Origin of the sequence: Neorhizobium tomejilense (assembly GCF_964254135.1) — a bacterium.
Taxonomy (GTDB): domain Bacteria; phylum Pseudomonadota; class Alphaproteobacteria; order Rhizobiales; family Rhizobiaceae; genus Neorhizobium; species Neorhizobium tomejilense.
Map to the genome: position 1 here is coordinate 154,467 of NZ_CAXUSO020000001.1, position 24,660 is coordinate 179,126.

Here is a 24,660-nt window from a genome sequence, read left to right on the forward strand (position 1 = left end):
CGCCCGTCTCACAATCCCATCCACAATCGCCAAAACCATGCGCCCGCGAAACGCTCGCACAAGCTTCGCTTCTTAGGGTGCGATTGAGCATAGGCTCGAATACCTAGTTGGCGATGTGGGAACAGAATGAATCTGTTGGCTCAATTATCACAAGTCTTTAAAAATCTGGCCGGTTTAGGCCAGACGCGACTTATTGCTTTAGGCGCTGTCGGCGTCGTTTCAATTGCGATCGTCATTGCTGCGGCCCTCTTCGTTAACAAGCCGGCTTACGAGACGCTCTATGTCGGTCTTGATACCGCCGACCTCAACCAGGTAAGCATCGCGCTGGCCGAGGCCAACATGTCCTTCCAGGTCGGTACGGACGGTACGAGCCTTCAGGTTCCTGCCGGCTCGACGAGCAAGGCGCGGCTTCTGCTGGCTGAGCGGGGCCTGCCGAACAGCACCAACGCCGGTTACGAACTCTTCGACAATGTCGGTTCGCTCGGGCTGACCTCCTTCATGCAGGAAGTCACGCGTGTTCGCGCCCTTGAAGGTGAGATCGGCCGGTCGATCCAGCAGATCAACGGCGTCAACGCCGCCCGCGTTCATATCGTCATGCCGGATGTCGGCAATTTCCGCAGGGGTGAGCAGAAACCGACGGCATCGGTAATGATCCGGGCCAGTTCGACGACGGGGCGCAAGGCCGCTTCGTCCATTCGCCACCTTGTCGCTTCGGCAGTCCCCGGGCTCGACGTCGACGACGTGACCATTCTGGATTCCGCCGGTCAGCTGCTCGCCTCCGGCGACGAATACGGCGGCAGCGAGATGAACAAGTCGCTGAGCATCGTCCAGAACGTTCAGCAGGAAATCGAAAACAATATCGACAAGGCGCTGGCGCCTTTCCTCGGCATGGACAACTTCCGTTCCAGCGTCACGGCCGCCCTGAACACGGACAGCCAGCAGATCAACGAGACGGTGTTCGATCCGAACTCCCGCGTCGAACGTTCGGTCCGCACCACCAAGGAAGCGTCGAAATCGCAGCAGACCCAGGACGACAACGCCACGACCGTCGAGCAGAACGTGCCGCAGGCCGCTCCGCCTCCGGGTGGTGCGAACGGTCCGAAATCGTCTGATCAGTCCGATAAAAAGGAAGAGCAGACCAACTACGAAATCAACCAGAAGACCGTCGCCACGACGCGCAACAGCTACCAGATCGAGAAGGTTTCGGTTGCCGTCGTCGTCAACAAGGGTCGGATCGCGAAAATGGTCGGCGAGCCTGCTGACCAGGCCAAGGTCGATGCCTATCTCGCCGAGATGCAGAAGATCGTGGCATCCGCAGCCGGCATCAATGCCAACCGCGGCGACATCGTCACGTTGACGGCCATGGACTTCCTGGAAAACCAGCTGCTCAGCGAAGCCTCCAGCGGGCCGGGCGTGATGGACATGCTGAGCCGGAACGTCGCCGGCATCATCAACTCGCTCGCCTTCGTCCTCGTTGCTTTCCTGGTGGTCTGGCTCGGTCTTCGCCCGCTCATCCGCACCGTCAGCGGCAACAGCGTCGCCGGCGAAGCAGCGGACGGCGCAGGTCTCGAACTTCCGGACTTCTCGCCGACGACCGGCAGCCCGGCACTCATGGACGGTTTCGGCTCCGACTTCGGCTTCGACAGCTCGAACGACATGCTGGGCGGTGGCGACGACGAGGGCTTCAACCGCCGCGTCAAGGAAGGTCCCGAAAAGCGCCTGGCCCGGATGGTCGAAATCTCCGAAGAGCGCGCCGCCAAGATTCTCCGCAAGTGGGCACTCGAAAAGGCAGCCTGACGGGGTATCACGAAAATATGATCGCTATGGGCCGGACCTTGTCCGGCCCATTTCTTTTCAGCCCCGCCGCACACTTGGCGCATTCATCTATATGGCGAATCAGCATGAATATGGCGCAACTGGGGAAATCCGGTGTCGAGGCGATGGTAATTCGCAACGCGTCTCCTACAATGGCCTTGATTCGTACAATCACTTCCAGAGGTCCCAAAGAGGTGGAACTGCTGAAATTCCCGAAGTCCACGACGAGGGAAATCGGCTACCGCAATTATTCTTGATGTATTTGCTTAATCCGGGATCGTTTCGGCGCTGGAGGGGTTGTATGGGAATCGCAACATGCCGCGATGCGGGCATTCATGATGAATGCACCACGTGGCGGGGAGCAGGTACCGAATGGAGTTGTCGGGGGTAGAAAAGATGACGGAGGGGCGCTCCTATGCGGAGTCTGCCGGCTCCAGAGGACTCTCGCGTGAGCAATTGGTTCGCCGTCTTTCGGTTTTGGCGGGCTCCAACAACATTCAGGCGGTCATGCGCCTGCTCGCAGATTACGTCGGCGCGTCTCATTTTCTGCTGGCCCGCTACGACCTCATCCAAGAACAGGGCCTCGATTTCATTGTTACCTCCAACTGGCCTTTCGATCTCGTACGGCGGCTGGGCTCGGAGCTCGCAAGCGGTTACGCGCGTTCCACCGAACTGGAAAAATGTCTCTCGCTGCTGACCCCCAGCTTTGCCTTGTTGCCTGACGACATCGTGCCGCCGGATGACATCAGCCGGCAGTATTGCGCGCTGACGTTTTGTGTCGGCAGAACGCGGTTCTCGCTGATGCTGCTGTTCCTGGACGGCATCATCCTTTCGCAGGAACGGTTGAGGGAGGTGGGCTTGTTCGCCGCCTACGGCGCCAGTTTTGGAGAAAACGCCGATGCCAGGACGGAGCGTGATTTCGAACTGACGGAACGCGAGCTGGAATGCCTCTTCTGGATTGCGGAGGGTAAGACCAGTGACGAGATCGCCGTGATCCTCGGCATATCCCGCAATACGATCAACAACTACATTACCAGCGTGATGCGCAAGACGGCAACCAAGACTCGCTCCGAGGCGATTGCCTACGCGGTTCGCAACAACTTAGTTTAGGAAAATAATTTCAATGGGTTATTCGCGCAGCGGCACGGCAGACGGACCTGGAAGCATCCAGTATCTGCGCCTCCAGCGCGCATCGAGCCGCTCGGACATCTTTCCGAAACTCGTCGCCATGCAGAAGAACCTGAAGGCGCGGAATTTTGCGGTTTTTCGGATTGCCGGCGCCGGGCTGCCCAACAAGCGCAAGCTTGTATGCGAGCTCGAAAACTGGGGAGCCGGCGCGCTCGAAAGCAGCAACCAGCTCATCGGTGTTTATGGCGAGGCGCTGCTGGACCATATCGAAACCTCGCTTCTGCCGCTGATCTGGAACGGATCGGAAAATACCAGTTTTGCCGATGCGGGCGAATTTTCGCCATTGACGCATCGCCTGGATTCCAGCGTCGTTCCTTTTTCGGGGATCGCCTTTCCCGTGCGCCTCGGCGCCCTCGGCAACGGCTACGTCGCTTTCTTCGGGACATCGATGGATTTGGCGAGCGATGTCATCATCGACCAGCATGTCAGGAGCTGTCAGGTGGTCATGGACCTCCTGGCGCTTGACGAACGCCGCAGCGTTCCCGCGGAATCCCTGAGCGAACGCGAGATTGCCTGCCTTCAGTTGGCGGGCGACGGCCGTATCAGCGAAGAAATTGCCGAGAAGCTCGGCCTCTCCGTCCACACCGTCAACGCCTATCTCGGCTCGGCCACCATCAAGCTCGATTCGGTCAACCGCATCCAGGCGATCGCCAAGGCGATCAGGCTCGGTTACATCCACTGATCCGTTCGGAGAAGAGCCCGGTTTTCCGTTTTGGGGTAGGGCGGCTCATATCTGCGAGTTGCTGGTCTTCACGAATTTGGCGTCCTGGAGGCTCTTTGCCAGGAAAGCTGTGTTGTCGTGCGGATCCTCGAAGGGGGCCTGGAACGCAATGTGGTCGATCTCGAGGGCCGCCAGCTGGTCAGCCAGCGTCAGGCGCGCATAGACTGAAACGCCGCGCGGCTTGATTTCGAGGTCGAGGACGACTTCCGGCTTGCCGTTCCATTCGAGCTTGTAGTCACCGCCGGCGCCGAAACTGACGGTCCCGGGATGGAAATAGAGCTCGGCTGCTGAAGACACGAGATCGGCAAGGCTGCTGTGGCACTCTAGACGTAGAAGTGAGATGAGATCGCCGGCATCGAGCAGGCGAAGTTCCGAAGCCACCGGGCTGATTGCTTGTGCAACGATTTCTTCCCGTTCGGTGGAGTAGGTGCATTTCTTCATGACGCTCAGCGTGTCCGTTTTTTGAGCGACCGGGAAGCGTAGACCCGGTGCACGAGTTCTGCCACAGCCTTGTAGAAGACTGGCGGAATGACACTATCCGCCGAGACTTGCGCAAACATGGAGCGCGCCAGGGGCGGATCCTCGAAAATGGGGATATCGTTTTGCTCGGCGATTTCGCGAATCTTGAGGGCAATCAGGTCCTGGCCCTTGGCGACGACGACCGGGGCATCGTTCTCCTCGCGCACGTAACGCAGCGCTACCGCAAAGTGAGTCGGGTTGGCGATCACGAGGGTGGCGCGCGGTACGTTGTTGATCATCCGCCGGCGGGCACGGTCTCGTGCGACCGATTTCTGGCGCTGCTTGACGATCGGGTCGCCCTGAGCCTGCTTGTATTCGTCCTTGACCTCCTGCTTGGTCATCTTGAGTTCGTTGTACCAGTGATAGCGCGTCCACAGCACGTCGACCACGGCAAGTATCCCAGCCGACAGGACGACCACGATCACCATTTGGCGGATGACTGAATCCAGTTTTACGAGGATGACCTGCGGATCAGAGAACATCGCGTCCAGCGAGGAGAGATATTCGCCGCGCAATGCGAAATACATGATCACTGCCACGATCAGGATCTTGAAGATCGACTTTCCGAATTCGACGAAACCCGGAACGCTGTAAATCCGCCCGAAACCCTTGGTGGGTGAAACGCGGGAAATCTGCGGCCGCACGCGCTCGAGGACCAGCGACGGCATGTTCTGTGCGAACGACGAGCCAAGCCCGAAAATGATGAAGAGCAGCATAACCGGAGTGAGGAACGCCGCGATCGCCCAGCCGAGATGGACGCTGAGCGAGACGACGTCCGTCGAATTTTCGAGCCGCCACTGATCCGGCTGTTCGAAAAGGTCCTTCAGCGTCTCGGCCATTTTTGCGATGTTCGAGGGCAGGAAGAAGACGAGAAAGACATAGAATGCCAGCATGGAGGCGAAAAGCGGCACCTCTCGGGAGACCGGGACGTTACCCTTGTCTGCCGCTTCCGACATTCGTTTGGCGGTCGGGTTTTCTGTTTTACTGTCTTTATCGTCGTCGGACACGGTTTTGAACCAATCGGTCTTCCGGTTGCGAGGACGTGGCTCAAACGAATCGGCCGCCGCCGCCCGCGATGTTACCGCATCGCCTGCTAGCCGCTAATCGAGTCAAGAAAAAGACTGTGGGTGGCCGGAAAATATCCGCGAAAGGCTGCCGAAACGAAAACGGAGCGGGGAATTTCCCGCTCCGCTTCTTTCGTAGCGCCTCAATCGGCAGGTCAGGCGGCCTCGGCCGGCTTGTCGCCTTCCTTCTTTTCTTCCTTGAGCATGATCTGGCCCGAATTGGCGAGCCGGATCGCTTCCTGTGCGATCGCGCGACGGGCGATCGCCACTTCGCGCGGATTGAGGTTCATGTTCTGAACCGCGAGATCGCTTTCGATCATGCGGCGCTGGCGCGGGCTGATGGCCGCGAGAACACATTCCTTGATCTCGTTGGTCGCCCCACGCAGCGCCATCGTAAGAATGTCCCCTGCGACGTCGTTGAGCAGCATGACGCGGCTGCGCTGCGGCATGTAGAGCAGATCTTCGAAGAGGAAGATCTTCGGGCGAACCTTGTTGACGGAGTCCTTGCTGATCGTCTCGAGGGAGTTGAGCAGGGTATCGACCTGGCTCTTTTCGAGTTCGTTCATCAGCTCTGCGACCTTGTTCGAGCCATTCGAGTTGCGTTCGGCTTCGATTGCAGCGATCAGTTCCATCACCCGGTTCTCGATGATCTGCGCGGCCTTGGGGCTGACTTCCTTCATGTTGACGGCGCGGTTCATGATATCGGCGCGGCGGCTGTCGGGAAGCTGGAGAAGGACCTTGGCGCCAAAGATCGATGGCATCTGCGAAAGAATGTAGGCGACCGTCTGAGGATGTTCGCGCGACAGGAATTTGCCCACGAATGCCGGATCGGCATCCTGCAGGCGGTCCCAGATATTGGCCTGGTAGTCGTCGAACGCGGTGCGGCGGCCGAGCAGCCCGTCGACTTCTTCCGGTGTCAGGCCCGCTTCGAGAATGCCCTCGATCGCTGCGGCATTGTCCATGAGACCGGTGCCCTCGGTGAACAGGTCCTCAAACTCGTTGACGAGTTCGAGGAGTTCGTCCGGGGGGATGGCGCGCAGGCTCTGGGCACAGGCAATGATATTCTGCAGCTCCGCCTGGGTGAAATACTTGAGAAGTTTGCCAGCGACGCCCTTGCCCATAGCCAAGAGCACTGCCGCGGCCTTTTCGGCCTTGGATAACGGTTTCGTCGAGAGGGCGCTGCCACCGAAATCGTCAAAGTCCATCATGGTCTTCCTTCTCTGTCCCAAACAGGGATCAGGTTCTTCTCGTGCTCAGTACTTCCGTCAGTCGCACACCGAAACGCGTGTCGTCATTTTCCAGCACGGTGATTTCACCCTTGCCGATGCGGCGTCCGTTGACCACGATTTCAACCGGCTCGCCGATCTTCTTGTCGAGTGCGATCGTCGCACCCTCTTCGAGGGTCATCAGGCCCGACACCTGCATGCGGCTCGTACCGAGCACGATCTCGACGTCGATCGGGATATCCATGATCAGGTCGAGATTGGCGTTGAGCGCGCTGCCCGGTTCCTGGTAGGCGGCGCTGCTGGATGTCGAGCTGCCGAAATCGTTGCCGCCGAAGCTTTTTGCGGCGCCAAAATCCGAGGCACCGCCACCGAAGCCGCTGCCGAATGTATCAGCCTGTGCTTCGAAGCCACCGCCGAAGGACGGGGCGTCGGCCGAAAAATCGGAGGTTGCTGACGAGCCGAAATCGGCATCGAAATCAGGCGCGCCGCCATCGGCATCCGTCTTCAAGACGCCGCGCAAATCGTCGATGGCCTGATCCAGATCGGCATCATTGCCGAGCGGCATCAGCGAGTCGTCGTCAGTGAGAGGTGTCTTCTTCGTAGCCATGCGGTGATTATTCCTGTTGAAACTTGCGTCAGCCTGCCTTGGCGAAAAAGCCGGCAACAGGCTGGCCGCGGGTCTAGCCTATCAGGTGTTGGAGAATCTCGTCGTCCGTGCTGATGTTATCCTTTACGCGGACTGTATACCGCTCGCCGGACCGCCCGAATTCGCACGAATACATATCCCGGCCGTTTGCACTGACCTGAACCTGGACATCGCGCTTGTCCTGGAAAGCGATCACGTCGCCGGCGGCGAGCCGCGAGATCGTACCGAGCGTCAGCTTCTGCAGGCGGATACGGGCTTCCAGAGTGACATGCGAGCGGCGGACCTGGTCGTTCATGCGGTCCGTCCATTCCTGCTTGGCCTTGGAAGCCTGAGCCTTCGCCTTCGGCGCGGTGACCTTGGTCTTCAGGAAGGCACGCTGAGGGATGACGAGAGCGAATTCGGAGGTGACCGAGCCGAGCTCGAACGCCATGCGGATGGAGACGCCGAATTCGGGGCGCGCCAGATCGTCCGGCTTTGGACGGTCTTCGGCGTTGTGAGGCCGTTCAAGGGCCGCTTCGAAGCTCCCCTGGGCGTTGACGCCGGAGCGCAGCACATTGGCGATCCGCTCGAAGACCACCACGGCGAGGTCGAGTTCGATATCGGAGAGGGGCCGTTCGATCGGCTGTACGATCGTCTCAAGCGCGGAGCCCAGCATCAGTTCCATGAGCGCAATCACGAAACTGTTGCCGCAGCCGAGCACGAAGTTCGGCGACCAGTTGCGCAGGGATCCGTCGGAAAGGGCAAACCCATCGCCAAGATCGGCGATGAGATCGGTCATCAGGCCGGACGTGCAGCTCACATAGGAGACGCCGATCCGGATGCCGGTTTCGCTGTGAAAGACGTCCGGCAGGAATTCTGCATAGAGCTGCGCGAATTCGCTGCTGATCTTCTCGACGGTCTTCTTGTCGCCGAGGCCTCCGGTCAGTTTTGCCAGGAGCGCCAGGTCCATGCCCGACGCCGGTGATTGGTTTGCTTGGTTCGACGTCATCATGCCGCCTTTTCTCCACCAGGATTCATCATTTCCTGCTCGACCGAATCGATCGAGGGCCGTTCTTTGTTGGAAATCGTCTTACGTCCGTATTCGAGCGCGACCTGCGGCACGGAGCCGTTCATGTAGGCAAGCAGGGTCTGCTTGACGATGATGTACAGGCGATGCTGCTTGGTGCGGACGATCTTGATCTGGGAGGTCAGCGGGTTGCAGACCGAATAGGACAGGAAGATGCCGAGCATGGTGCCGACGAGAGCCGCACCGATGAGACCGCCGAGAACTTCCGGCGATTCATTGATCTTGCTCATCGCCTTGATAACCCCGAGAACGGCGGCGACGATACCGATGGCCGGGAACGAGTCACCCATCGCGGTGATCGCGTGATAGGGCTTCATCTTGTCGGAGAACATGGTGTTGATTTCTTCATCCATCAGCGCCTCGATCTCATGGGAGCGGGCATTGCCGATGATGATGAGGCGCACGTAGTCGCAGATGAAGGCGGTCAGTTCCTTGTTCTTCAGGACCGTTGGAGCGGTCTGGAAGATTGGCGATTCCTCCGGATTGTCGATATGCGCCTCGATTTCGTTGCGCGACTTGGTTCTGAGGTCGCGCATCAGCGAATAAAGCACGCCGAGAACGTCCAGATAGTTCCGCTCTTTCGGTACGGTGTTCTTGAAGGCCTCTCCGAGCGCCTTGCCGCTATCCTTCACGACCTTCATCGGGTTGGCCATGATGAAGCCGCCGAGGCCGGCGCCGCCGATGATCAGAAGCTCATAGGGCTGGATGAGGACGTCGATGTGGCCACCCATGGCCATGAAGCCACCGAGAATACAGCCAACGGTGATGACAAAGCCGATAATAATATTCATCGCGTACCTGTGCCCGATCGTTTTCGTTTGTCTTGGGGATAAGGCGTCTGGCTTGCGTGAGGCTGGCTGTGGAGACGTCGACGAAAGCAGGTCCGGAACAGCTTCGCACAAGTCTTCGAGCCTAGTTCTGCCGACGATCGGACCGGATTGCCCGCTCCGCAGCGACGTCCGCCGCTTCCGCGGACTTAGGTAGAGCTATCGTGATCACGACCTATACCAGCTACGCAATGATCAGCCGCGACATGTCGAAGTCGCTGGAACGCGTCGCCGAAAAGCCGGAAGTTGCGCGCGAGAGCGAATATTACCTCTCCAAGATCGGCAGCATCAAAACCATCGACGACTTCATGGCCGATACGCGCATCTACAATTACGCGCTGAAGGCTCACGGTCTCGAGGACATGGCTTATGCCAAGGCATTCATTCGCAAGGTCCTGACGGAGGGCACCGACAACAAGGCGGATTTTGCCAACCAGCTCTCCGACAGTCGCTATTCGCAGCTCGCCGAATCCCTGAATTTTGCCGCCTTCGGCACCACCGCCACCTCCTTCGACAGGGCCCAGAAGGGCGTCGTCGACAAGTTCCAGCGCCAGACGCTGGAAGAGGATGCGGGCGTCGACAACATGGGCGTCCGGCTGGCGCTCTATTTCGAGCGCACCGCCCCGACGATCAAATCCGGCATGGAAGTTCTTGCCGACGACGCGCTTTCGGAAGTCATGCGCACCGCGCTTGGCATGTCGGCTGAGATGATCGGCGCCGACCTCGACCGCCAGGCCAAATACATCGAAGACACGGTCAAGATCGCGGATTTCCAGGACCCGGCCAAGGTCAACAAATTTCTCGAGCGGTTCACGGCGATGTGGGAGATCAGCAATCCCACCGAGAGCTACGATCCGCTCGCCGTCTTCAATTCCCCATCCTCGAGCGGAATTTCCACGGATCTTCTGATCTCGATCAATAACCTGAAACTCGGAGGCAAATGATATGCAGTCCGGACTTTACGTCGGCATCTCTTCCCAGATCGCGCTCGAGCGCCGCTTGAACACGATCGCCGACAATATGGCCAACATGAACACCGTCGGCTTCCGTTCCACGGAGGTCAAGTTCGACGAGGTCTTGAGCAAGACCCAGAACGATATCGGTGCAAAGGTCGCGTTCGTCACCCAGGGCAACGACTATCTGTCGACCCGGACCGGCGAAATGCAGCGCACCGGCAACCCGCTCGATTTCGCGATCAAGGGTAATGCCTGGTTCGCGATCGATACGCCGGGCGGCCAGGTGCTGACCCGCGACGGCCGTTTCACGATGGACGAGCTCGGCCAGCTCCGTTCGATCCGCGGTTATGCGGTTCTCGATGCCGGTGGTGCCCCGATCCAGCTCAACCGTGACGGCGGCCCTCCGACCGTCGGCTCCGACGGCATCATCCGGCAGAACGAACAGCCGGTCGCCAGCCTTGGTCTGTTCACGGCTGACGTCACGAAGGGCTTCGTCCGCCACGACAACTCCGGCGTCATCACCGTCGATACCCCGCAGCCGGTGCTCGAGGGCATCGATAACTCCGTCGTTCAGGGTTACCTCGAAGGGGCGAACGTCAACGGCATCCGCGAAATGACCCAGCTGATCCAGGTCAATCGCGCTTTCGAAAGCATCTCGTCGCTGATGCGCGACAGCGAGACCTCGCTGGACGATGCGATCAAGACACTCGGCGGCTCCAACGCTTAAACGATAGGAAAGAGGGCCCACCATGATGGAAGCGGCTATCCTCGATGCAGTCAACGGCGGCAAGCTGGCCCAGCTTGCCGGCCTTTCGGCACGTTATTCCGATCCGGCCTTCTCGGTCGCCCACGGTGGTCATGTCAGGACCATCGCTGCAGGACATTACACCGTCGCGGGCTTGTCGAAACACGTGCGGCTTGGCGAATTCGTCGCCCATCGCAGCGCGACCGGCATCCATCTCGGCGAAGTGGTCCGCGTGGAGCCGGACATCATCTACGTCTGCCCGATCGAACCCGGCGAGCCGATCGGTATCGGCGACACGGTAATCCGCAAGGGCGCCTTCCGTGTCGCGCCGGACAATAGCTGGTGTGGACGCACGATCAATTCGCTCGGGGAACCGATCGACGGCAAGGGTCCGGTCGGGCGTGGTCTTCATCCGCGTTCGATCGCCAATACCGCTCCGCCTTCGATGACGCGCAGCCGCGTCGAAAAGGGTTTCAGGACCGGGGTCAGGGCGATCGATATCTTCTCGCCGCTCTGCCTCGGCCAGCGTCTCGGCATTTTCGCCGGCTCGGGTGTCGGCAAGTCGACGCTTCTCTCGATGCTCGCCAGAGCCGACTCCTTCGACAAGGTGGTGATCGCGCTGGTCGGCGAGCGCGGCCGCGAAGTGCGCGAATTCATCGAGGATACGCTCGGCGAGCACATGTCGAAATCGATCGCCGTCGTCGCGACCAGCGACGAAAGCCCGATGCTGCGCAAGATGGCGCCGCTGGTGGCGATCACCATCGCCGAACATTTCCGCGACCAGGGCGACAACGTCCTGTTCATCGCCGACAGCGTCACCCGTTTTGCCCACGCGATCCGCGAAGTCGCCGTTGCGGCCGGCGAACCGCCGATCGCCCGCGGTTATCCGGCGTCGGTCTTCACCGAGCTGCCGCGCCTGCTTGAACGCGCCGGCCCGGGCGTCGAAGGAACGGGTACGATCACCGCGATCATCTCGATCCTCGTCGATGGCGACAACCACAACGACCCGATCGCCGACTCGACCCGCGGGATTCTCGACGGTCACATCGTTCTCGAGCGTTCGCTTGCCGAGGAAGGCCGCTATCCGCCGATCAACCCGCTCTCCTCGATCTCGCGTCTTGCCCGCAAGGCCTGGACCGAGGATCAGGAAAAGCTGGTGTCGCGCCTGAAATCGCTGGTGCACCGCTATGAGGAAACCCGCGACCTGCGCCTGATCGGCGGTTATCGCGCCGGCAGCGATCCGGATCTCGACATGGCGATCAAGCAGGTGCCGGTCATCTATGAAGTCTTGAAGCAGACGCCGGGGGAAAAGCCGGCGCTCGACGCTTATGCGGATCTGGCCAATGCGCTGCGTGCGGCGGCAGGGCAGGGCAATCCGCAGTCGGCCATAGCCAGAAGGTGATTATTCGATGAGCGAAAAGAACAACCAGGAAGCGGCAGCTCAATCGGAAGAGGCTCGCTCGCGATTGGGCGACAAGATCCTGGTCGCGACGGGCATCACGCTCGCCGCAGCCTCTGCCTTCTTTCCCTGGTACGTCTTCCTGAATGCCGACAAGTTCGGCATCCGGACGGAAGCGCTCGGCCGCACGCGCGATCTGCCACCGGGCGCCGCCCGCTCGGTCGTTACCGTGTCGCCTCTCGCCATGACCGACAGTACCAAGGACGATTGGCCGAAGCCTGTCGAGCCGATGGACGCGTTGACCACGGCCACCACGTCGTCCCTCGGCGAAACGCGCAAGGACGGCAATCTGCAGGAAGAGCAGCCCTTTCCGGGCCGCGGCAATTTCCGGCTGCTTCACGTCGCCAACGGCCGCGCGCTCATCGAGGACGGCTCCGGCATGTACATGGTCCGGGTCGGCTCGGTTTTGCCCGACAACAGCAAGCTCGCCACGCTTGAACAACGTGGCGGCAAGTGGGTGATCATTACTTCCAGCGGAGAAGTTTATCAGGACACGGGCGGGAGTGCTCGCCCGTAAGTCCGACGCAAGGTTACTGGCATAGTTTCCGGACAGAAGATGGAGACAAGCCTATGCAACCGATTCAATTGTTCGAAATGGCATCCCGTCAGGCCGATTGGCTTTCGGTGCGCCAGGAAGTCGTTGCGGGCAACATCGCGAATGCCAACACGCCGAAGTTCAAGGCGAAGGACATCACGCCTTTTGATTCGGTGCTGGACCGCACGCATGTTCCGATGGCCCGCACCAATCCGGGCCATTTCGCCAGCAACGACCTCAGCGATGAGATCGACATCAAGGCATCGGAACTGAACGAGGAAATCGGCGTCCAGGAATCCGGAAATACCGTCTCGCTGGCCGATGAGCTGACGAAGACGGGTGAAATCAAACGCCAATACGAATTGAGCACAGGACTAGTGAAATCGTTTCACAGCATGATGCTGACGTTAGTTAAGAGGTAAGCAAATGGATCCGCTTTCAGCCTCCCTGAAGATCGCTGGATCGGGAATGGAGGCGCAGTCGACACGTCTGCGCATCGTTTCCGAAAACATCGCCAACGCCCGCTCCACCGGCGACACGCCCGGTGCCGATCCCTACCGCCGCAAGACGATCACCTTCGGCTCGGAGTTGGACAAGGCAAGCGGCGTGGACGTGGTCGAGATCAAGAAGCTCGGCAACGACAGCTCCAAGTTCATCGAGGAATATGATCCGGATCACCCGGCCGCCGATGCCAAGGGCATGGTCAAGATGCCCAACGTCAACATGCTGATCGAGATGGGCGACATGCGCGAAGCCAATCGTTCCTATGACGCAAACATCCAGACCATCAAGCAGACGCGCGAACTGATCGCAGCGACGATTGACCTTCTGAAGGCCGGACAATGATCGACAAGATTCAAAACCTCAGCTCCCTCTCGCTGACCAACGGCCTCGACGAGGTCGGTTCCGCAAGCAGCTCCACGCTCGCCGGCGGCATCGCGACGACGCCCGGCCAGAACACCGGCATGGATTTCGGCAGCATCATGGCCAACATGGCGACGGACACGATGAACAGCCTGAAGGGCGCGGAATCGATGTCCTTCAAGGCCATCCAGGGCAAGGCCAATACCCGTGAAGTCGTAGATGCGGTTCTTGAAGCGCAGCAGTCGCTCCAGACCGCCATGGCGCTGCGCGACAAGATCGTCTCCGCCTATCTCGAAGTCACGAAAATGCAGATCTAGAGTTTGAGGACGAAGACATGAGAGCGCTTTCCGTCGCAGCAACGGGCATGGATGCCCAGCAGACCAATCTCGAAGTCATCGCGAACAATATCGCGAACATCAACACGACCGGTTACAAGCGCGCCCGCGCCGAGTTTTCCGATCTTCTCTATCAAAGCGAGCGCGCCCAGGGCGTGCCGAACCGCGCCAACCAGGCGATCGTGCCGGAAGGCGCGAACATCGGTCTCGGCGTGCAGACCTCGGCTGTCCGCAACATCCACACGCAGGGTGAGTTGACCCACACCGAGAACGATCTCGACGTGGCGATCGTCGGCCGCGGCTGGTATCAGATCCAGACCCCGGACGGCCAGACGCTCTACAGCCGTGCCGGCGCCTTCAACAAGAACGCCGACGGCCAGCTGGTCACGATCGACGGTTATGCGGTCGTGCCGAACATCACTTTCCCGGCAGACGTCAGCGAAACCAAGATCACCCGTACGGGTCAGGTCATGGTCCGCATCGGCAATTCCCCGGACTTTACCGAGATCGGCCAGCTCACCACCGCCAACTTCGTCAACGAGGCCGGCCTTCAGCCGCTCGGCGACAACCTGTTTGCGCAGACCGCCGCATCCGGCGAACCGATCGTTGCAGCCCCCGAGGATCCTGGTTTCGGTTATCTGAAACAGGGTTATCTGGAGAGTTCGAACGTCGACGCCGTCCGGGAGATCACCGATCTGATCTCCGCGCAGCGCGCCTACGAAATGAACTCCAAGGTCATCACCACCGCCGATGAGATGGCTACGATCGTCAGCAAGAACCTGAAATAATAACCAGGAGACGGGCAGACATGAAGTTTCGCCGGAAAAATGCGATTGGCGCCAGGCTTGGCTTGCGGCTCCTGACAGCTCTTCTTGCCGCAACCGGCTCGCCGGTCCTCGCCGGTATGGGGACGGCCGTTGTGCCGGTCCAGACCATTTATCCCGGCGAAGAGATCACCGAGGGCAGGGTCGAGGAGGTGCAGGTCACCAATCCGAATCTGGGCGGCGACTATGCCCGCAGGACCGAGGAGGTCGTGGGCATGGTGGCAAAGCGCACGCTGTTGGCCGGGCGCACCGTTCCGGTTTCGGCGCTTCGCGAAGCCTTCGCGGTCACTCGCGGCAAGTCGGTCCGCCTGACCTTCACCATTGGCGCCATGACGATTTCGGCCTCCGGCGCACCGCTCGAGAACGCGGCTGTCGGGGATGTCATTCGTGTGCGCAACATCGATTCGGGTGTCACGGTCAGCGGTACCGTCATGGCCGATGGGACGATCCAGGTGATGGCGAAATGAGAACCCGTCTCTTCCTCACGCTTGCCGTGATCGGCTCCCTCCTGGGCGGCGCGCCGGCGTCCGCCGACGGCCCCTATGTCGTCACCGCCCGCATCAAGGACATCGCGTCCCTGCAGGCCGGCCGCGACAACCAGCTGATCGGCTACGGCCTCGTCGTCGGTCTTCAGGGCTCGGGCGACAGCCTGCGCTCGTCTCCCTTCACCGACCAGTCGATGAAGGCGATGCTGCAGAACCTCGGCATTTCGACCCAGGGCAGCCAGTCCAACGCCAAGAACGTCGCGGCCGTCATGGTCACGGCCAACCTGCCTCCCTTCGCCAGCCCCGGCAGCCGCATCGACGTCACGGTTAGCTCGCTCGGCGACGCGACCTCTCTGCGCGGCGGCACGCTGGTCATGACCTCGCTTTCCGGCGCCGACGGCCAGATCTACGCCGTGGCCCAGGGGGCGCTTGTCGTGTCCGGCTTCTCGGCCCAGGGCCAGGCGGCGACATTGACCGAAGGTGTGACGACGGCGGCCCGCGTTCCGAACGGCGCGATCGTCGAGCGTGAATTGCCCTCGAAGTTCAAGGACTCGGTAAACCTCGTCCTGCAGCTCCGCAATCCGGACTTCTCGACCGCAGTGCGCGTCTCCGACATCGTCAACAGCTTCGCGGCTCGTCGGTACGGCGGCCCGATCGCAGAACCCCGCGACAGCCAGGAAGTGATCGTTCAAAAGCCGAAGTCCGCCGATCTGACGCGGCTGATGGCCGAGATCGAGAACCTCGTGGTCGAAACCGATACGCCGGCCAAGGTCGTCGTCAATGAACGAACCGGCACGATCGTCATCGGCGCGGATGTGAAGATCTCGCGCGTTGCAGTGAGCTACGGAACGCTGACGGTGCAGGTCACGGAGACCCCGCAGGTGATCCAGCCGGAACCTTTCTCGCGTGGCGAGACGGCGGTTCAGCCCCAGACGGATATCATGGCGATGAAGGACGGCGGCCAGGTCGCGCTCCTCAACGGTCCGGATCTGCGGACCTTGGTCGCCGGTCTCAACAGCATCGGCGTCAAGCCGGACGGCATCATAGCCATCCTGCAAGGCATCAAGTCCGCCGGCGCCCTTCAAGCGGAGCTCGTCCTGCAATGACCGAGACGCTATTCACCATTTCCGTATCCAAGACGCTCGCTCGTCGCGTCCTCGCCGCTGCCGCTGTCCTGATGCTGGTTTCCCAGGTCGGAGCGCAGCAGCCGGCGCCGGTCACCGAAGCGTCGACCAGCGACGAGATCCAGAAATTCTGCACCAATATCGCCGATGCCGCGCGGGACCAGCGTTATCTCCTGCAGAAGCAGGAGCTTGAGAAGCTGCAGGCCGAGGTCGACGACCGCATCAAGGCTCTCCAGGATCGTACCGCCGAATACCAGGACTGGCTGAAGCGCCGCAACGACTTCCTGGCGCGCGCTCAAGCCGGTCTGGTCGACATCTTCAAGACGATGAAACCGGATGCGGCAGCACCGCAGCTCGGAGAAATGAACATGGAGGTCGCAGCCGCGATCATCATGCAGCTTCCGGCCCGCCAGTCGGCCCTTTTCCTCGCGGAAATGGACCCGCAGAAGGCCGGCATGATCTCCACGATCATCTCAAGCGCTTCCGACCCCAATACGTCGAAAGCACGCGCTCCCAATGTTCCGAAAGTGCCCTCATGACGAAACGCATTCCCGCCATCATGGCCGTTCTGTTTCTGGCTGGTTGTTCGAGCCAGACGATCAAGGAGATCGGCAATGCGCCGGCCATGAGCCCGATCGGCAGCGGCCTGCAATATGCGCAGGCGCCGCAGATGTCGTCCTATCCGAAACAGCCGCGGCAGATGGCCAGCGGCTATTCGCTGTGGAGCGACAATCAGGCTGCGCTTTTCAAGGATTCGCGCGCTTTGAATGTCGGCGACATCCTGACGGTCGATATCAAGATCAACGACAAGGCATCCTTCGACAACGAGACGGAACGCAACCGCACGAATTCGACCAGCCTGACCTGGGGTGCCAACCTCAGCAACCTGTTCGGTTGGACTCCGAAGGCGGGCACGACCGGCGATCTCGGTACCGATTCGAGCACGGATTCTCAGGGCAAGGGAACGACCAAGCGTGCCGAAAGCCTGAAGCTGCTCGTGGCTGCCGTCGTGACCGGCATTCTCGAAAACGGCAATCTCCTGATCAGCGGCTCGCAGGAAGTACGCGTCAACCACGAAATCCGCATTCTGAACGTTGCCGGTATCGTCCGGCCGCAGGATGTCGATTCCACCAACATGATCTCCTATGACAAGATCGCCGAGGCCCGCATCTCCTACGGTGGCCGTGGCCGCCTGACGGAAGTCCAGCAGCCGCCGGTCGGTCAGCAGGTCGTCGATATGTTCTCGCCCTTCTGACGGACCTGGGCGAAGGTCTCTTGATGTGAAGGTTTGAAGACCATGGCGGATGAAGCACAGGCGGCCGACGCTAAGAAAAAGAAGAACGGCACCATCATGGTCATCGCGGGCGTCGCGATCCTGACCGTGATCGGCGCCGGTGGCGGCTGGGTCGTCGGTGGCATGATCGCGCCGAAGGATCCGAACGCGGCGCAGAAGCACGAGACGGCGGCAGCCGGCGGCGAGCACGGCAAGGCCGGCGAAAAGGAAGAGGGGCTTCCCCATATTTCCACCGCGGCCAACGGCGTCGTTCTCCTCGAGCCGATCACCACCAATCTCGCCTATCCGTCCGAAAACTGGATTCGGCTCGAAGTCGCGCTTGCGTTCTCGGGCCCGCCGGAACTGGCACTCGCGGAAAATATCCACCAGGATATTCTCGCCTACATGCGCACCGTTTCGCTGCAGCAGATCGAGGGTCCGCGCGGCTTCCAGTATCTCAAGGACGATATCAAGGAACGTGTCGATCTTCGCTCGCAGGGCAAGGTCGCCAAGGTGATGTTCCGCTCTTTCGTGATCGAATAGCGGCGGGTTTCAAAGACAACGCACGAAAAAAAGCGGCCCAAATGGCCGCTTTTTTGTTTGCTCGGATCTCTGTCCGGTCGGGACCTCCTTCCGGTTTCGCCGGAAGGAGGTCTGTTCGTTCAGCGCAGGCGCTTCAGGAAGCCGTCCGGGGCGACGGTGATCAGCAGCTTGTTCTCTACCGATTTGTCGATCTCGAATTCCGGATGGGTCTTCAGATATTCGAAGACGGCCGTTTTCGGATTGTCGCCCGGTCCCCAGGGACGATCGCCGGCCAGTTCCTTCGGCAGATCCTCGACGACGGTGTCGAAGACGACGCAATAGCTGCCGACGCTGGTGAGCGGGGCATAGAGCTTGAGTTCCTCGAGAACGTGCTCATGCGTGTGGTTGCTGTCGAGGCTGATCAGGATACGCGAATAACCGGCAGCGACCTTGCGGACCTGATCCATGATCTCGGGCGCGATGCTGGAGCCCTGGATCATTTCGATCCGCGACGCCATCGGGTGGGCCTCGATCGCCTGCTTGTTATGGGGGCGGATGTCGATGTCGATGCCGAGAACCTTGCGCTTCGGCTTGGCCGGATCGACGACCTCGCCCTTTTCCGCGGCTTCCGACAGTTCCAGCAAAGCCAGCATCGAGGCGCTGAGGATAAGGGAGCCGCCATGGGCGATGCCGGTTTCGATGATCAGGTCGGGCTTTACCGTCCAGATCAGCTCCTGCATGGCGACCATATCCTGCGGATACTGGATGATCGGTCGGCCGAGCCAAAAATAGTTGTAGGAATATTGCGAGGCGATCGACGTGCGCATGAACTGCGCGGCGCTGTCGTTCAGCTCCTTGTTTCCCGGGACGGCCGCGACGCGGGCTTCAACTTCCTTGGTGAAATCACTCATTGTCGATCCCCACATAGGTGTAAGCGTTGTGAGACAGCATTCGAATTTCCTCGAGATAATTGGAGTTCATGACGTAAATGGTCGAGCCGTGGGGAAGTTTCGCCAATGCGTGCTCCGGCGATTGCACCATCAGGCCGGTTGCCGGCAGGAATTTTCCCTGCTTGGCGGGATTGATGTCGATGACCATGTCGACCGGCTGCCCCTGGCGTGATTTCAGCAGCGAGAAAGTCACGCCCTTCGACGCGCCGCCCCAGATCGCCGAACTGTCGCCGGCGGCAATTCGGTCGCCCAGCGTGCGGGTGAAGTCGGCGGGAAACGCGACGCGATCGGTTTCTTCACGCACCGGCGGCCGCAACGAGTCCAGCTCGGCCACCACATAGAGGTACTGTCCGCCGAAAACCCGACCGCTTTCGATGACATTGCCGAAGATCCGATGGAAATCGGACAGGCGGAAATAATTGACGTGCTCGTAGAACACGTCGAACCAGGCGCGATGTTCCATGATCCAGTCGAAGCAGGGCACCTCGATATAGATGCGGCCCTTGCCGCCGTTCGCCTTGCAGAGCTCGACGAGGAAATCATACGGGTCCTGGATATGCTCCAGCACGTGGCGAAGGATCAGCCCCTCGCCTTGGACATCGACGCCGGCCTCGAAATAATGCCGCTTCACGCGCGGGTTCGTGCCCTCGTAGGTGGGGTCGAACCCGGTGAGGTCGAAGCCCTTTTCAAGCAGCATCTCGAGGAAGAGGCCCTTGCCGCAGCCGACTTCGACCAGGTTCTCACGGCCCATCGTCCGCTCGACAATGCCAGCCACCATTTCCAGATGCTGGTGAAAGTGCCGGCTGACACCCTGTTCGTTATTGTAATTGCCGTCGTAGTCCATGAGCTTGGGGTCGAACGCATCATTGTAGACGAGGCCCGTCTTCATGTCCTGCACCAGGCGGATATCGCCCTTGGCACAGCCTTTGGCTTCCGCTGCCGTGGGATAAACGCGGTTCTGGAAGGTCGGCAACTGCGGCTGTTCGTAAAGCAGCAGGGTATCTTTCGTCGTCATGTCATCACCTCGTTAATCCCACAACGCAGGGAGGATCCACCAGATTGTCGGGACGAACGCCGAATCGCAGGAGATCGCGGCGACCATACTCGTCGGCCAACCGCTCGGCTATCTGCCGCACCGTGACCGGAATTCCGGAACAGATATTGGTGGCTCCCGTTTTGTCGCCAAGTCCGATATCGGCGATCTGCCTTCCTGCTTCCCGAACGTCCAGGAAGTCGCGGATCTGGTTGCCGCTGGTCAAATCCACCGGTTTGCCGGCGGCAAGCTGCGTCCGAAGATAGGGAAACAGCCGCCGCTCGTCCTCGCCCTCGCCGAAAAGATAAAAGAGCCGGCACCAGGCAAAGCTGATCTGGTGCAGCGGCAGCCATTGCGACAGGGCCAGAAACACCGCGGCCTTGGCACCGGCATAGGGGCTGATCGGACGCAGCGGCGTGTCGGTGGCGAGCATGCCCGCCGAGAGGTCGTATTCGAAACATGTGCCCACGCCAACGAACCGTTTGACGCCGGCAAGCGCTGCACCCTGCGCCATCCGCAACGTGCCTTCGAGGCAGACGATGTTTTCCGGCGACTGCAGATATTTGCCGGGTTCGGCATACCACGCGACATGCGCGACCGTATCGACGCCTTCGAGGGCATTGGTCCACCACTCAACTGATTCGCGGAACAGGTCCGGCGTCCGCACGATACTCTCGACAGCCGAGAGATCGCCAAGCCGGCTTTCCGCCGATCCTTCGCGTAAAACCACCCGGACGCGCGCACCGGATTCGGTCAGCGCCCGCAACACCTGCCGGCCGACAAAACCTGTTCCCCCGGTGAGCAGGACGAGTGGGGTCATATGATCTTCAATTCCGGCACGGCGGTTACGAACCTGGTGCCCTGATCGGCAAGCGAAGCCAGCTGCTGGCGGACTTCGGTCGCGATGTTCCAGGGCAGGATCATCACATAGTCCGGCCGGCGCGCGACGATCTCGTCCGGATGCAGGATGGGGATATGGCTGCCCGGCATGAACTTGTTCTGCTTGGCCGCTGCGGCATCGCAGACATAGGGCAGCAGGTCCGGCTTGACGCCGGCAAAATTGAGCAGCGTGTTGCCCTTGGCTGCGGCGCCATAGGCTGCGACCGTCTTGCCCTCGCGCTTGGCGTCCAACAGGAAGGCGAGCGCGTCGTTCTTGACCTTTTCGGCCTTGGCCTGGAAGTCGGCATAGGTGGCCGAAGTCTGAAGGCCGCGGCGCTGTTCTTCGCCGAGCAACGCGGTGACGGCTTCGGTCGCCTGGCGCGAATCACCCTGATGGCAGGCATAGACGCGCAGACTGCCGCCATGGGTTGGCAATTCCTCTACGTCGAAGACGCGCAGGCCCGCCGCTTTGAAGATCTTTCCGACAGTGAAGAGGGAAAGATAGGAGAAGTGCTCGTGATAGACCGTATCGAACTGATTGTGCTCGATGAGCCGCATCACATGCGGAAATTCGAGCGTCACCGTGCCGCCGGCTTTCAGCACCGCCTTCAGGCCGCGTGTAAAATCGTTGATATTGGGGACATGCGCGTAGACGTTGTTGCCAAGGATGAGATCGGCAGCCTTACCTTCGCCGGCCAATTGCTTGCCGAGCGCCTCCCCAAAGAACTCCCGGCGGACCGGAATGCCGAGCGCCTCGGCAGCTTCGGCGGTGCTCGCCGTCGGCTCGACGCCAAGGCAGGGTATGCCGGCCTTGACGAAGTTCTTCAGGAGATAACCGTCGTTCGATGCGACCTCGATGACCATGCTGTCCCGGCCGAGGCCGAGACGGGAGGTGATCATCTCGACATAACGGGCTGCATGGGCGAGCCAGCTCGTCGATGCGCTGGAGAAATACGCATATTCGGCACTGAAGAGCGATTCGGCCGAGGCATAGTCCTCGGTCTGAACCAGCCAGCATTCTTCGCAGACCTGCAGCCTCAAGGGAAAATAGACTTCCGGCCTGGAGAGGTCCTCGGCCGTCAGATACGCATTGGACGGCGGCGCGAAGCCGAGGTCCAGGAAATCGCAGCGAAGTGCGGTACCGCAGTGGCGGCAGTTCATGGCGTCAGTCCCGTGAATTGTGATGTCAGGAAGGAATGACCGCGATCCCGATCCGACATTTCGGTGATCTCCAGCGGCCAGCTTATGTTGAGAACCGGATCCTGCGCGTTCAGCGCACCTTCCGAACCGGATGCGTAGGGCATCGAATGGAAATAGAGGAGTTCGCAATCGTCGGTGAGCGCCTGGAAGCCATGCGCGAACCCTTCCGGGATCAACAGCGAGCGGCGGTTCTCGGCCGAAAGCTCCTGGGCATGCCATTTCAGGAAGGTCGGGGAACCGGATCTGAGATCCACCGCGACATCGAAGACCGCGCCGCGCAGGCAATTGACCAGTTTCATCTCCGCATGCGGCGGATGCTGGAAATGCATGCCCCGCACGGTGCCTTGCCGCGCCGTCATCGTCAGGTTGATCTGGGCGATCGGCTTTGCCCAGCCTGCCGGCGCCAGCTCGTCGGCGCAGAACATGCGCGACAGGAAGCCGCGCGGATCACCGAGGTTCTGGCGTTCGACGAGCTTCAGGCCGGCAAGCGGCAGATCGGTGACGGTGAAGCGGCTCAATGGCGTGCCTCGTATTCGGCGATCTCGGCTTCGCAAAGGGCGCGTGCGTCGGCGCCGTCATTCTGCGCACGATACCATTTCATCGTCCGGTCGACAGCCTCCGCCAGCGACCAGCGCGGTTCGATGTCGAGCATATGCCGCGCCTTGGCCGTTTCCAAGGCAAGCCAGCCCGCTTCGTGCGGTCCTTCGGTGCCGTCGCCATATTGCACTTCGCCGCGGCCGAAGGAGGCGCGGGCGATGTCGATCACCTGGCGCACTGGCGCGGCCTCATGGCTGATCGGGCCGAAATTGAAGGCGTCCCCAATCGCGGGATCGCTCCACAGCCGTTCGGCAAGCACGAGATAGGCAGAGAGCGGTTCGAGCACGTGCTGCCAGGGGCGCTTTGCCTCCGGCCGCCGGACGCTGAGGGTATTACCGGACTGCCAGGCGCGGACCGCATCCGGCAGCAGACGGTCGGCCGACCAGTCGCCGCCGCCGATCACATTGCCGGCCCGGGCGCTGGCGACCGCGACGCCTTTTTCGCGCAGAAACGAATCGCGATAGCTCGCAATGACGATCTCGGACGCAGCCTTGCTGGCGCTGTAGGGATCATGTCCACCGAGATGGTCCGTCTCCCGGTAAGGGAAGGCGTGTTCGAGGTTGCGGTAGACCTTGTCGGTGGTGATCGCGACGATCACGCGCGCCGACGGAACCGAACGGACCGCCTCGAGCAGGTTGGCCGTTCCGAGCACATTGGTCGCAAATGTGCCGAGCGGATCCTGGTAGCTCGGGCGCACCAGGGCCTGGGCGCCGAGATGCATCACGATCTCGGGCGATGCGGAGCGCACCAGTTCGGCAAGCCTGGCGGCGTCGCGGATATCCTGGAAATGGCTTTCCTTGAGATCAGGCCGCGCGAGCGCAAAAAGGCTCGGTTGGGTTTCGGGCGGCAGGGCAATGCCTGTGACCTCGGCGCCGAGGCGTCCGAGCCAGATCGAAAGCCACGCTCCCTTGAAGCCGGTATGCCCTGTCAGAACAACGCGTTTACCCGCCCAGAAACCGCGGTCCGGACGAGCCCCGCCGGTCACGGCCAGATTTTCCATGGCGCTTTTCCGGAGGCCCAGAGGTCTTCGAGAAGGTTCTTTTCCCGCAGCGTGTCCATCGGCTGCCAGAAACCTTCGTGCTCGTAGGCCATCAATTCGCCCATCGTGGCAAGGTTCGCCATCGGCGCAGATTCCCACGGAATGTTGTCGCCCTCGATAAGATCGATGCATTTCGGCGAAAGCACGAAGAAACCGCCATTGATCATCCCGCCGTCGCCGCGCGGTTTTTCCACGAAGCCGGTAACCTGGTTGCCGGAACGTTCGAGCGCACCGTAGCGGCCGGGCGGATGCACTGCGGTAACCGTCGCATTCCTGCCGTGCGACCGATGGAACTTGACGAGCTCGGTGATGTTCACGTCGCTCAAGCCGTCGCCATAGGTGAAGCAGAAGCTTTCCTCGTTGCGCAGATATTCGGAAACCCGCTTCAGGCGGCCGCCGGTCATCGTCGCTTCGCCGGTATCGATCAGCGTGACTTTCCAGGGCTCGGCGCTGCGGCGATGGACCTGCTTTTCGTTATAGGCCATGTCGAAGGTGACGTCCGACATGTGCAGGAAGTAGTTCGCGAAATACTCCTTGATGACGTAGCCCTTGTATCCGCAGCAGATGATGAACTCGTTCACGCCATGGGCGGAGTAGAGCTTCATGATGTGCCAGAGGATCGGCCGTCCGCCGATTTCGATCATCGGCTTGGGCTTGAGATGCGTCTCCTCAGAGATGCGGGTTCCCAACCCACCGGCGAGAATTACAGCTTTCAATTCCGTCTCTCCGTAACTGACGGCCTATCATTGAACGACGACCGTCAGCAAA

At 60.6% G+C, this 24,660-nt stretch carries 29 protein-coding genes; 16 read left to right on the top strand and 13 right to left on the bottom strand.

Features of this window, described 5'->3' with window-relative positions:
• Positions 1 to 126 precede the first annotated feature (126 nt).
• The 3 genes from fliF (at position 127) to visR (ending at position 3,685) form a co-directional block, all read left to right on the top strand.
• Positions 127 to 1,797: a flagellar basal-body MS-ring/collar protein FliF gene (gene fliF, locus ACSQ3G_RS00770; protein WP_105404067.1), complete on the top strand. Its 1,671-nt coding sequence runs from the start codon at positions 127 to 129 to the stop codon at positions 1,795 to 1,797.
• A 414-nt stretch (positions 1,798 to 2,211) separates the two neighbouring features.
• Positions 2,212 to 2,925, top strand: a complete 714-nt coding sequence (gene visN / locus ACSQ3G_RS00775) for a transcriptional regulator VisN (protein ID WP_245282687.1) — start codon at positions 2,212 to 2,214, stop codon at positions 2,923 to 2,925.
• Positions 2,926 to 2,938: 13 nt separating this feature from the next.
• Positions 2,939 to 3,685 (top strand): transcriptional regulator VisR, encoded by a 747-nt coding sequence (gene visR / locus ACSQ3G_RS00780; RefSeq protein WP_105426281.1) that lies wholly within the window; start codon positions 2,939 to 2,941, stop codon positions 3,683 to 3,685.
• A 45-nt stretch (positions 3,686 to 3,730) separates the two neighbouring features.
• On the opposite strand, the gene ACSQ3G_RS00785 is transcribed toward visR, so the two are convergent.
• The 6 genes from ACSQ3G_RS00785 to motA all read right to left on the bottom strand — a co-directional run bounded on the left by ACSQ3G_RS00785 (position 3,731) and on the right by motA (position 9,036).
• A complete protein-coding gene (locus ACSQ3G_RS00785; RefSeq protein WP_046630669.1) occupies positions 3,731 to 4,165 on the bottom strand; it encodes a BspJ family T4SS effector nucleomodulin in 435 nt (144 codons plus the stop codon).
• Between the two features lie 5 nt (positions 4,166 to 4,170).
• Complete coding sequence (flhB, locus tag ACSQ3G_RS00790) at positions 4,171 to 5,250, bottom strand: flagellar biosynthesis protein FlhB (RefSeq protein ID WP_105404070.1); 1,080 nt, start codon at positions 5,248 to 5,250, stop codon at positions 4,171 to 4,173.
• Between the two features lie 212 nt (positions 5,251 to 5,462).
• Entirely contained in the window at positions 5,463 to 6,515 is a 1,053-nt protein-coding gene (fliG, locus tag ACSQ3G_RS00795; RefSeq protein ID WP_105417518.1) for a flagellar motor switch protein FliG, read from the bottom strand.
• Between the two features lie 28 nt (positions 6,516 to 6,543).
• Positions 6,544 to 7,140: a flagellar motor switch protein FliN gene (gene fliN, locus ACSQ3G_RS00800; RefSeq protein ID WP_436108708.1), complete on the bottom strand. Its 597-nt coding sequence runs from the start codon at positions 7,138 to 7,140 to the stop codon at positions 6,544 to 6,546.
• 73 nt (positions 7,141 to 7,213) lie between these two features.
• Positions 7,214 to 8,167 carry a FliM/FliN family flagellar motor switch protein gene (locus ACSQ3G_RS00805; protein ID WP_172724252.1) on the bottom strand — a complete coding sequence of 318 codons (954 nt, stop codon included), beginning with the start codon at positions 8,165 to 8,167 and terminating at the stop codon, positions 7,214 to 7,216.
• Positions 8,167 to 9,036, bottom strand: a complete 870-nt coding sequence (gene motA / locus ACSQ3G_RS00810; protein ID WP_105404074.1) for a flagellar motor stator protein MotA — start codon at positions 9,034 to 9,036, stop codon at positions 8,167 to 8,169. Before motA ends, ACSQ3G_RS00805 begins: the two co-directional genes overlap by 1 nt.
• 200 nt (positions 9,037 to 9,236) lie before the next feature.
• On the opposite strand from motA, the gene ACSQ3G_RS00815 reads away from it, so the two are divergent.
• Genes ACSQ3G_RS00815 through ACSQ3G_RS00875 form a run of 13 tightly spaced genes read left to right on the top strand, consistent with a single transcriptional unit; the run spans position 9,237 to position 18,215 of the window.
• Positions 9,237 to 10,016 carry a DUF1217 domain-containing protein gene (locus ACSQ3G_RS00815; protein ID WP_105404075.1) on the top strand — a complete coding sequence of 260 codons (780 nt, stop codon included), beginning with the start codon at positions 9,237 to 9,239 and terminating at the stop codon, positions 10,014 to 10,016.
• Position 10,017: 1 nt separating this feature from the next.
• Positions 10,018 to 10,755, top strand: coding sequence for a flagellar basal-body rod protein FlgF (flgF, locus tag ACSQ3G_RS00820; RefSeq protein WP_105404076.1), 738 nt, complete (start codon positions 10,018 to 10,020; stop codon positions 10,753 to 10,755).
• A 22-nt stretch (positions 10,756 to 10,777) separates the two neighbouring features.
• The gene (fliI, locus tag ACSQ3G_RS00825; protein ID WP_250809404.1) at positions 10,778 to 12,175 is read left to right on the top strand and encodes a flagellar protein export ATPase FliI; all 1,398 of its coding nucleotides are present in this window, start codon (positions 10,778 to 10,780) and stop codon (positions 12,173 to 12,175) included.
• A gap of 7 nt (positions 12,176 to 12,182) precedes the next feature.
• Complete coding sequence (locus ACSQ3G_RS00830; RefSeq protein ID WP_105438544.1) at positions 12,183 to 12,749, top strand: flagellar protein; 567 nt, start codon at positions 12,183 to 12,185, stop codon at positions 12,747 to 12,749.
• Between the two features lie 53 nt (positions 12,750 to 12,802).
• Positions 12,803 to 13,189, top strand: coding sequence for a flagellar basal body rod protein FlgB (flgB, locus tag ACSQ3G_RS00835; protein ID WP_105404079.1), 387 nt, complete (start codon positions 12,803 to 12,805; stop codon positions 13,187 to 13,189).
• Between the two features lie 4 nt (positions 13,190 to 13,193).
• Positions 13,194 to 13,613, top strand: a complete 420-nt coding sequence (gene flgC, locus ACSQ3G_RS00840; RefSeq protein WP_046664764.1) for a flagellar basal body rod protein FlgC — start codon at positions 13,194 to 13,196, stop codon at positions 13,611 to 13,613.
• Positions 13,610 to 13,948 carry a flagellar hook-basal body complex protein FliE gene (gene fliE / locus ACSQ3G_RS00845; protein WP_037087084.1) on the top strand — a complete coding sequence of 113 codons (339 nt, stop codon included), beginning with the start codon at positions 13,610 to 13,612 and terminating at the stop codon, positions 13,946 to 13,948. Before flgC ends, fliE begins: the two co-directional genes overlap by 4 nt.
• Before the next feature lie 17 nt (positions 13,949 to 13,965).
• The gene (flgG, locus tag ACSQ3G_RS00850; protein WP_037087082.1) at positions 13,966 to 14,754 is read left to right on the top strand and encodes a flagellar basal-body rod protein FlgG; all 789 of its coding nucleotides are present in this window, start codon (positions 13,966 to 13,968) and stop codon (positions 14,752 to 14,754) included.
• Between the two features lie 20 nt (positions 14,755 to 14,774).
• Complete coding sequence (gene flgA, locus ACSQ3G_RS00855; protein ID WP_052751612.1) at positions 14,775 to 15,257, top strand: flagellar basal body P-ring formation chaperone FlgA; 483 nt, start codon at positions 14,775 to 14,777, stop codon at positions 15,255 to 15,257.
• Positions 15,254 to 16,381, top strand: a complete 1,128-nt coding sequence (locus ACSQ3G_RS00860; protein ID WP_105404080.1) for a flagellar basal body P-ring protein FlgI — start codon at positions 15,254 to 15,256, stop codon at positions 16,379 to 16,381. The genes flgA and ACSQ3G_RS00860 overlap by 4 nt, the downstream gene beginning before the upstream one ends.
• Positions 16,378 to 16,938, top strand: coding sequence for a MotE family protein (locus tag ACSQ3G_RS00865; protein ID WP_046664763.1), 561 nt, complete (start codon positions 16,378 to 16,380; stop codon positions 16,936 to 16,938). The genes ACSQ3G_RS00860 and ACSQ3G_RS00865 overlap by 4 nt, the downstream gene beginning before the upstream one ends.
• On the top strand, positions 16,935 to 17,654 hold the full coding sequence (gene flgH, locus ACSQ3G_RS00870; RefSeq protein ID WP_037087079.1) for a flagellar basal body L-ring protein FlgH: 720 nt from the start codon (positions 16,935 to 16,937) through the stop codon (positions 17,652 to 17,654). The genes ACSQ3G_RS00865 and flgH overlap by 4 nt, the downstream gene beginning before the upstream one ends.
• A gap of 42 nt (positions 17,655 to 17,696) precedes the next feature.
• On the top strand, positions 17,697 to 18,215 hold the full coding sequence (locus tag ACSQ3G_RS00875; protein ID WP_436108709.1) for a flagellar basal body-associated FliL family protein: 519 nt from the start codon (positions 17,697 to 17,699) through the stop codon (positions 18,213 to 18,215).
• Positions 18,216 to 18,334: 119 nt separating this feature from the next.
• On the opposite strand, the gene ACSQ3G_RS00880 is transcribed toward ACSQ3G_RS00875, so the two are convergent.
• From ACSQ3G_RS00880 to rfbF, 7 genes are read right to left on the bottom strand one after another with little or no spacing between them, the layout of a single operon-like run.
• The gene (locus tag ACSQ3G_RS00880; protein ID WP_046611719.1) at positions 18,335 to 19,105 is read right to left on the bottom strand and encodes a cephalosporin hydroxylase family protein; all 771 of its coding nucleotides are present in this window, start codon (positions 19,103 to 19,105) and stop codon (positions 18,335 to 18,337) included.
• Positions 19,098 to 20,159, bottom strand: coding sequence for a class I SAM-dependent methyltransferase (locus tag ACSQ3G_RS00885; protein WP_105426276.1), 1,062 nt, complete (start codon positions 20,157 to 20,159; stop codon positions 19,098 to 19,100). The genes ACSQ3G_RS00880 and ACSQ3G_RS00885 overlap by 8 nt, the downstream gene beginning before the upstream one ends.
• 4 nt (positions 20,160 to 20,163) lie before the next feature.
• The gene (locus tag ACSQ3G_RS00890; protein WP_436108710.1) at positions 20,164 to 20,997 is read right to left on the bottom strand and encodes an NAD-dependent epimerase/dehydratase family protein; all 834 of its coding nucleotides are present in this window, start codon (positions 20,995 to 20,997) and stop codon (positions 20,164 to 20,166) included.
• A complete protein-coding gene (locus ACSQ3G_RS00895) occupies positions 20,994 to 22,217 on the bottom strand; it encodes a class I SAM-dependent methyltransferase (RefSeq protein WP_436108711.1) in 1,224 nt (407 codons plus the stop codon). Before ACSQ3G_RS00895 ends, ACSQ3G_RS00890 begins: the two co-directional genes overlap by 4 nt.
• A complete protein-coding gene (locus tag ACSQ3G_RS00900; protein WP_436108712.1) occupies positions 22,214 to 22,774 on the bottom strand; it encodes a dTDP-4-dehydrorhamnose 3,5-epimerase family protein in 561 nt (186 codons plus the stop codon). Before ACSQ3G_RS00900 ends, ACSQ3G_RS00895 begins: the two co-directional genes overlap by 4 nt.
• Positions 22,771 to 23,853 carry a CDP-glucose 4,6-dehydratase gene (rfbG, locus tag ACSQ3G_RS00905; RefSeq protein WP_436108713.1) on the bottom strand — a complete coding sequence of 361 codons (1,083 nt, stop codon included), beginning with the start codon at positions 23,851 to 23,853 and terminating at the stop codon, positions 22,771 to 22,773. Before rfbG ends, ACSQ3G_RS00900 begins: the two co-directional genes overlap by 4 nt.
• Positions 23,835 to 24,608, bottom strand: coding sequence for a glucose-1-phosphate cytidylyltransferase (gene rfbF, locus ACSQ3G_RS00910; protein ID WP_037087070.1), 774 nt, complete (start codon positions 24,606 to 24,608; stop codon positions 23,835 to 23,837). Before rfbF ends, rfbG begins: the two co-directional genes overlap by 19 nt.
• Positions 24,609 to 24,660: the final 52 nt, after the last annotated feature.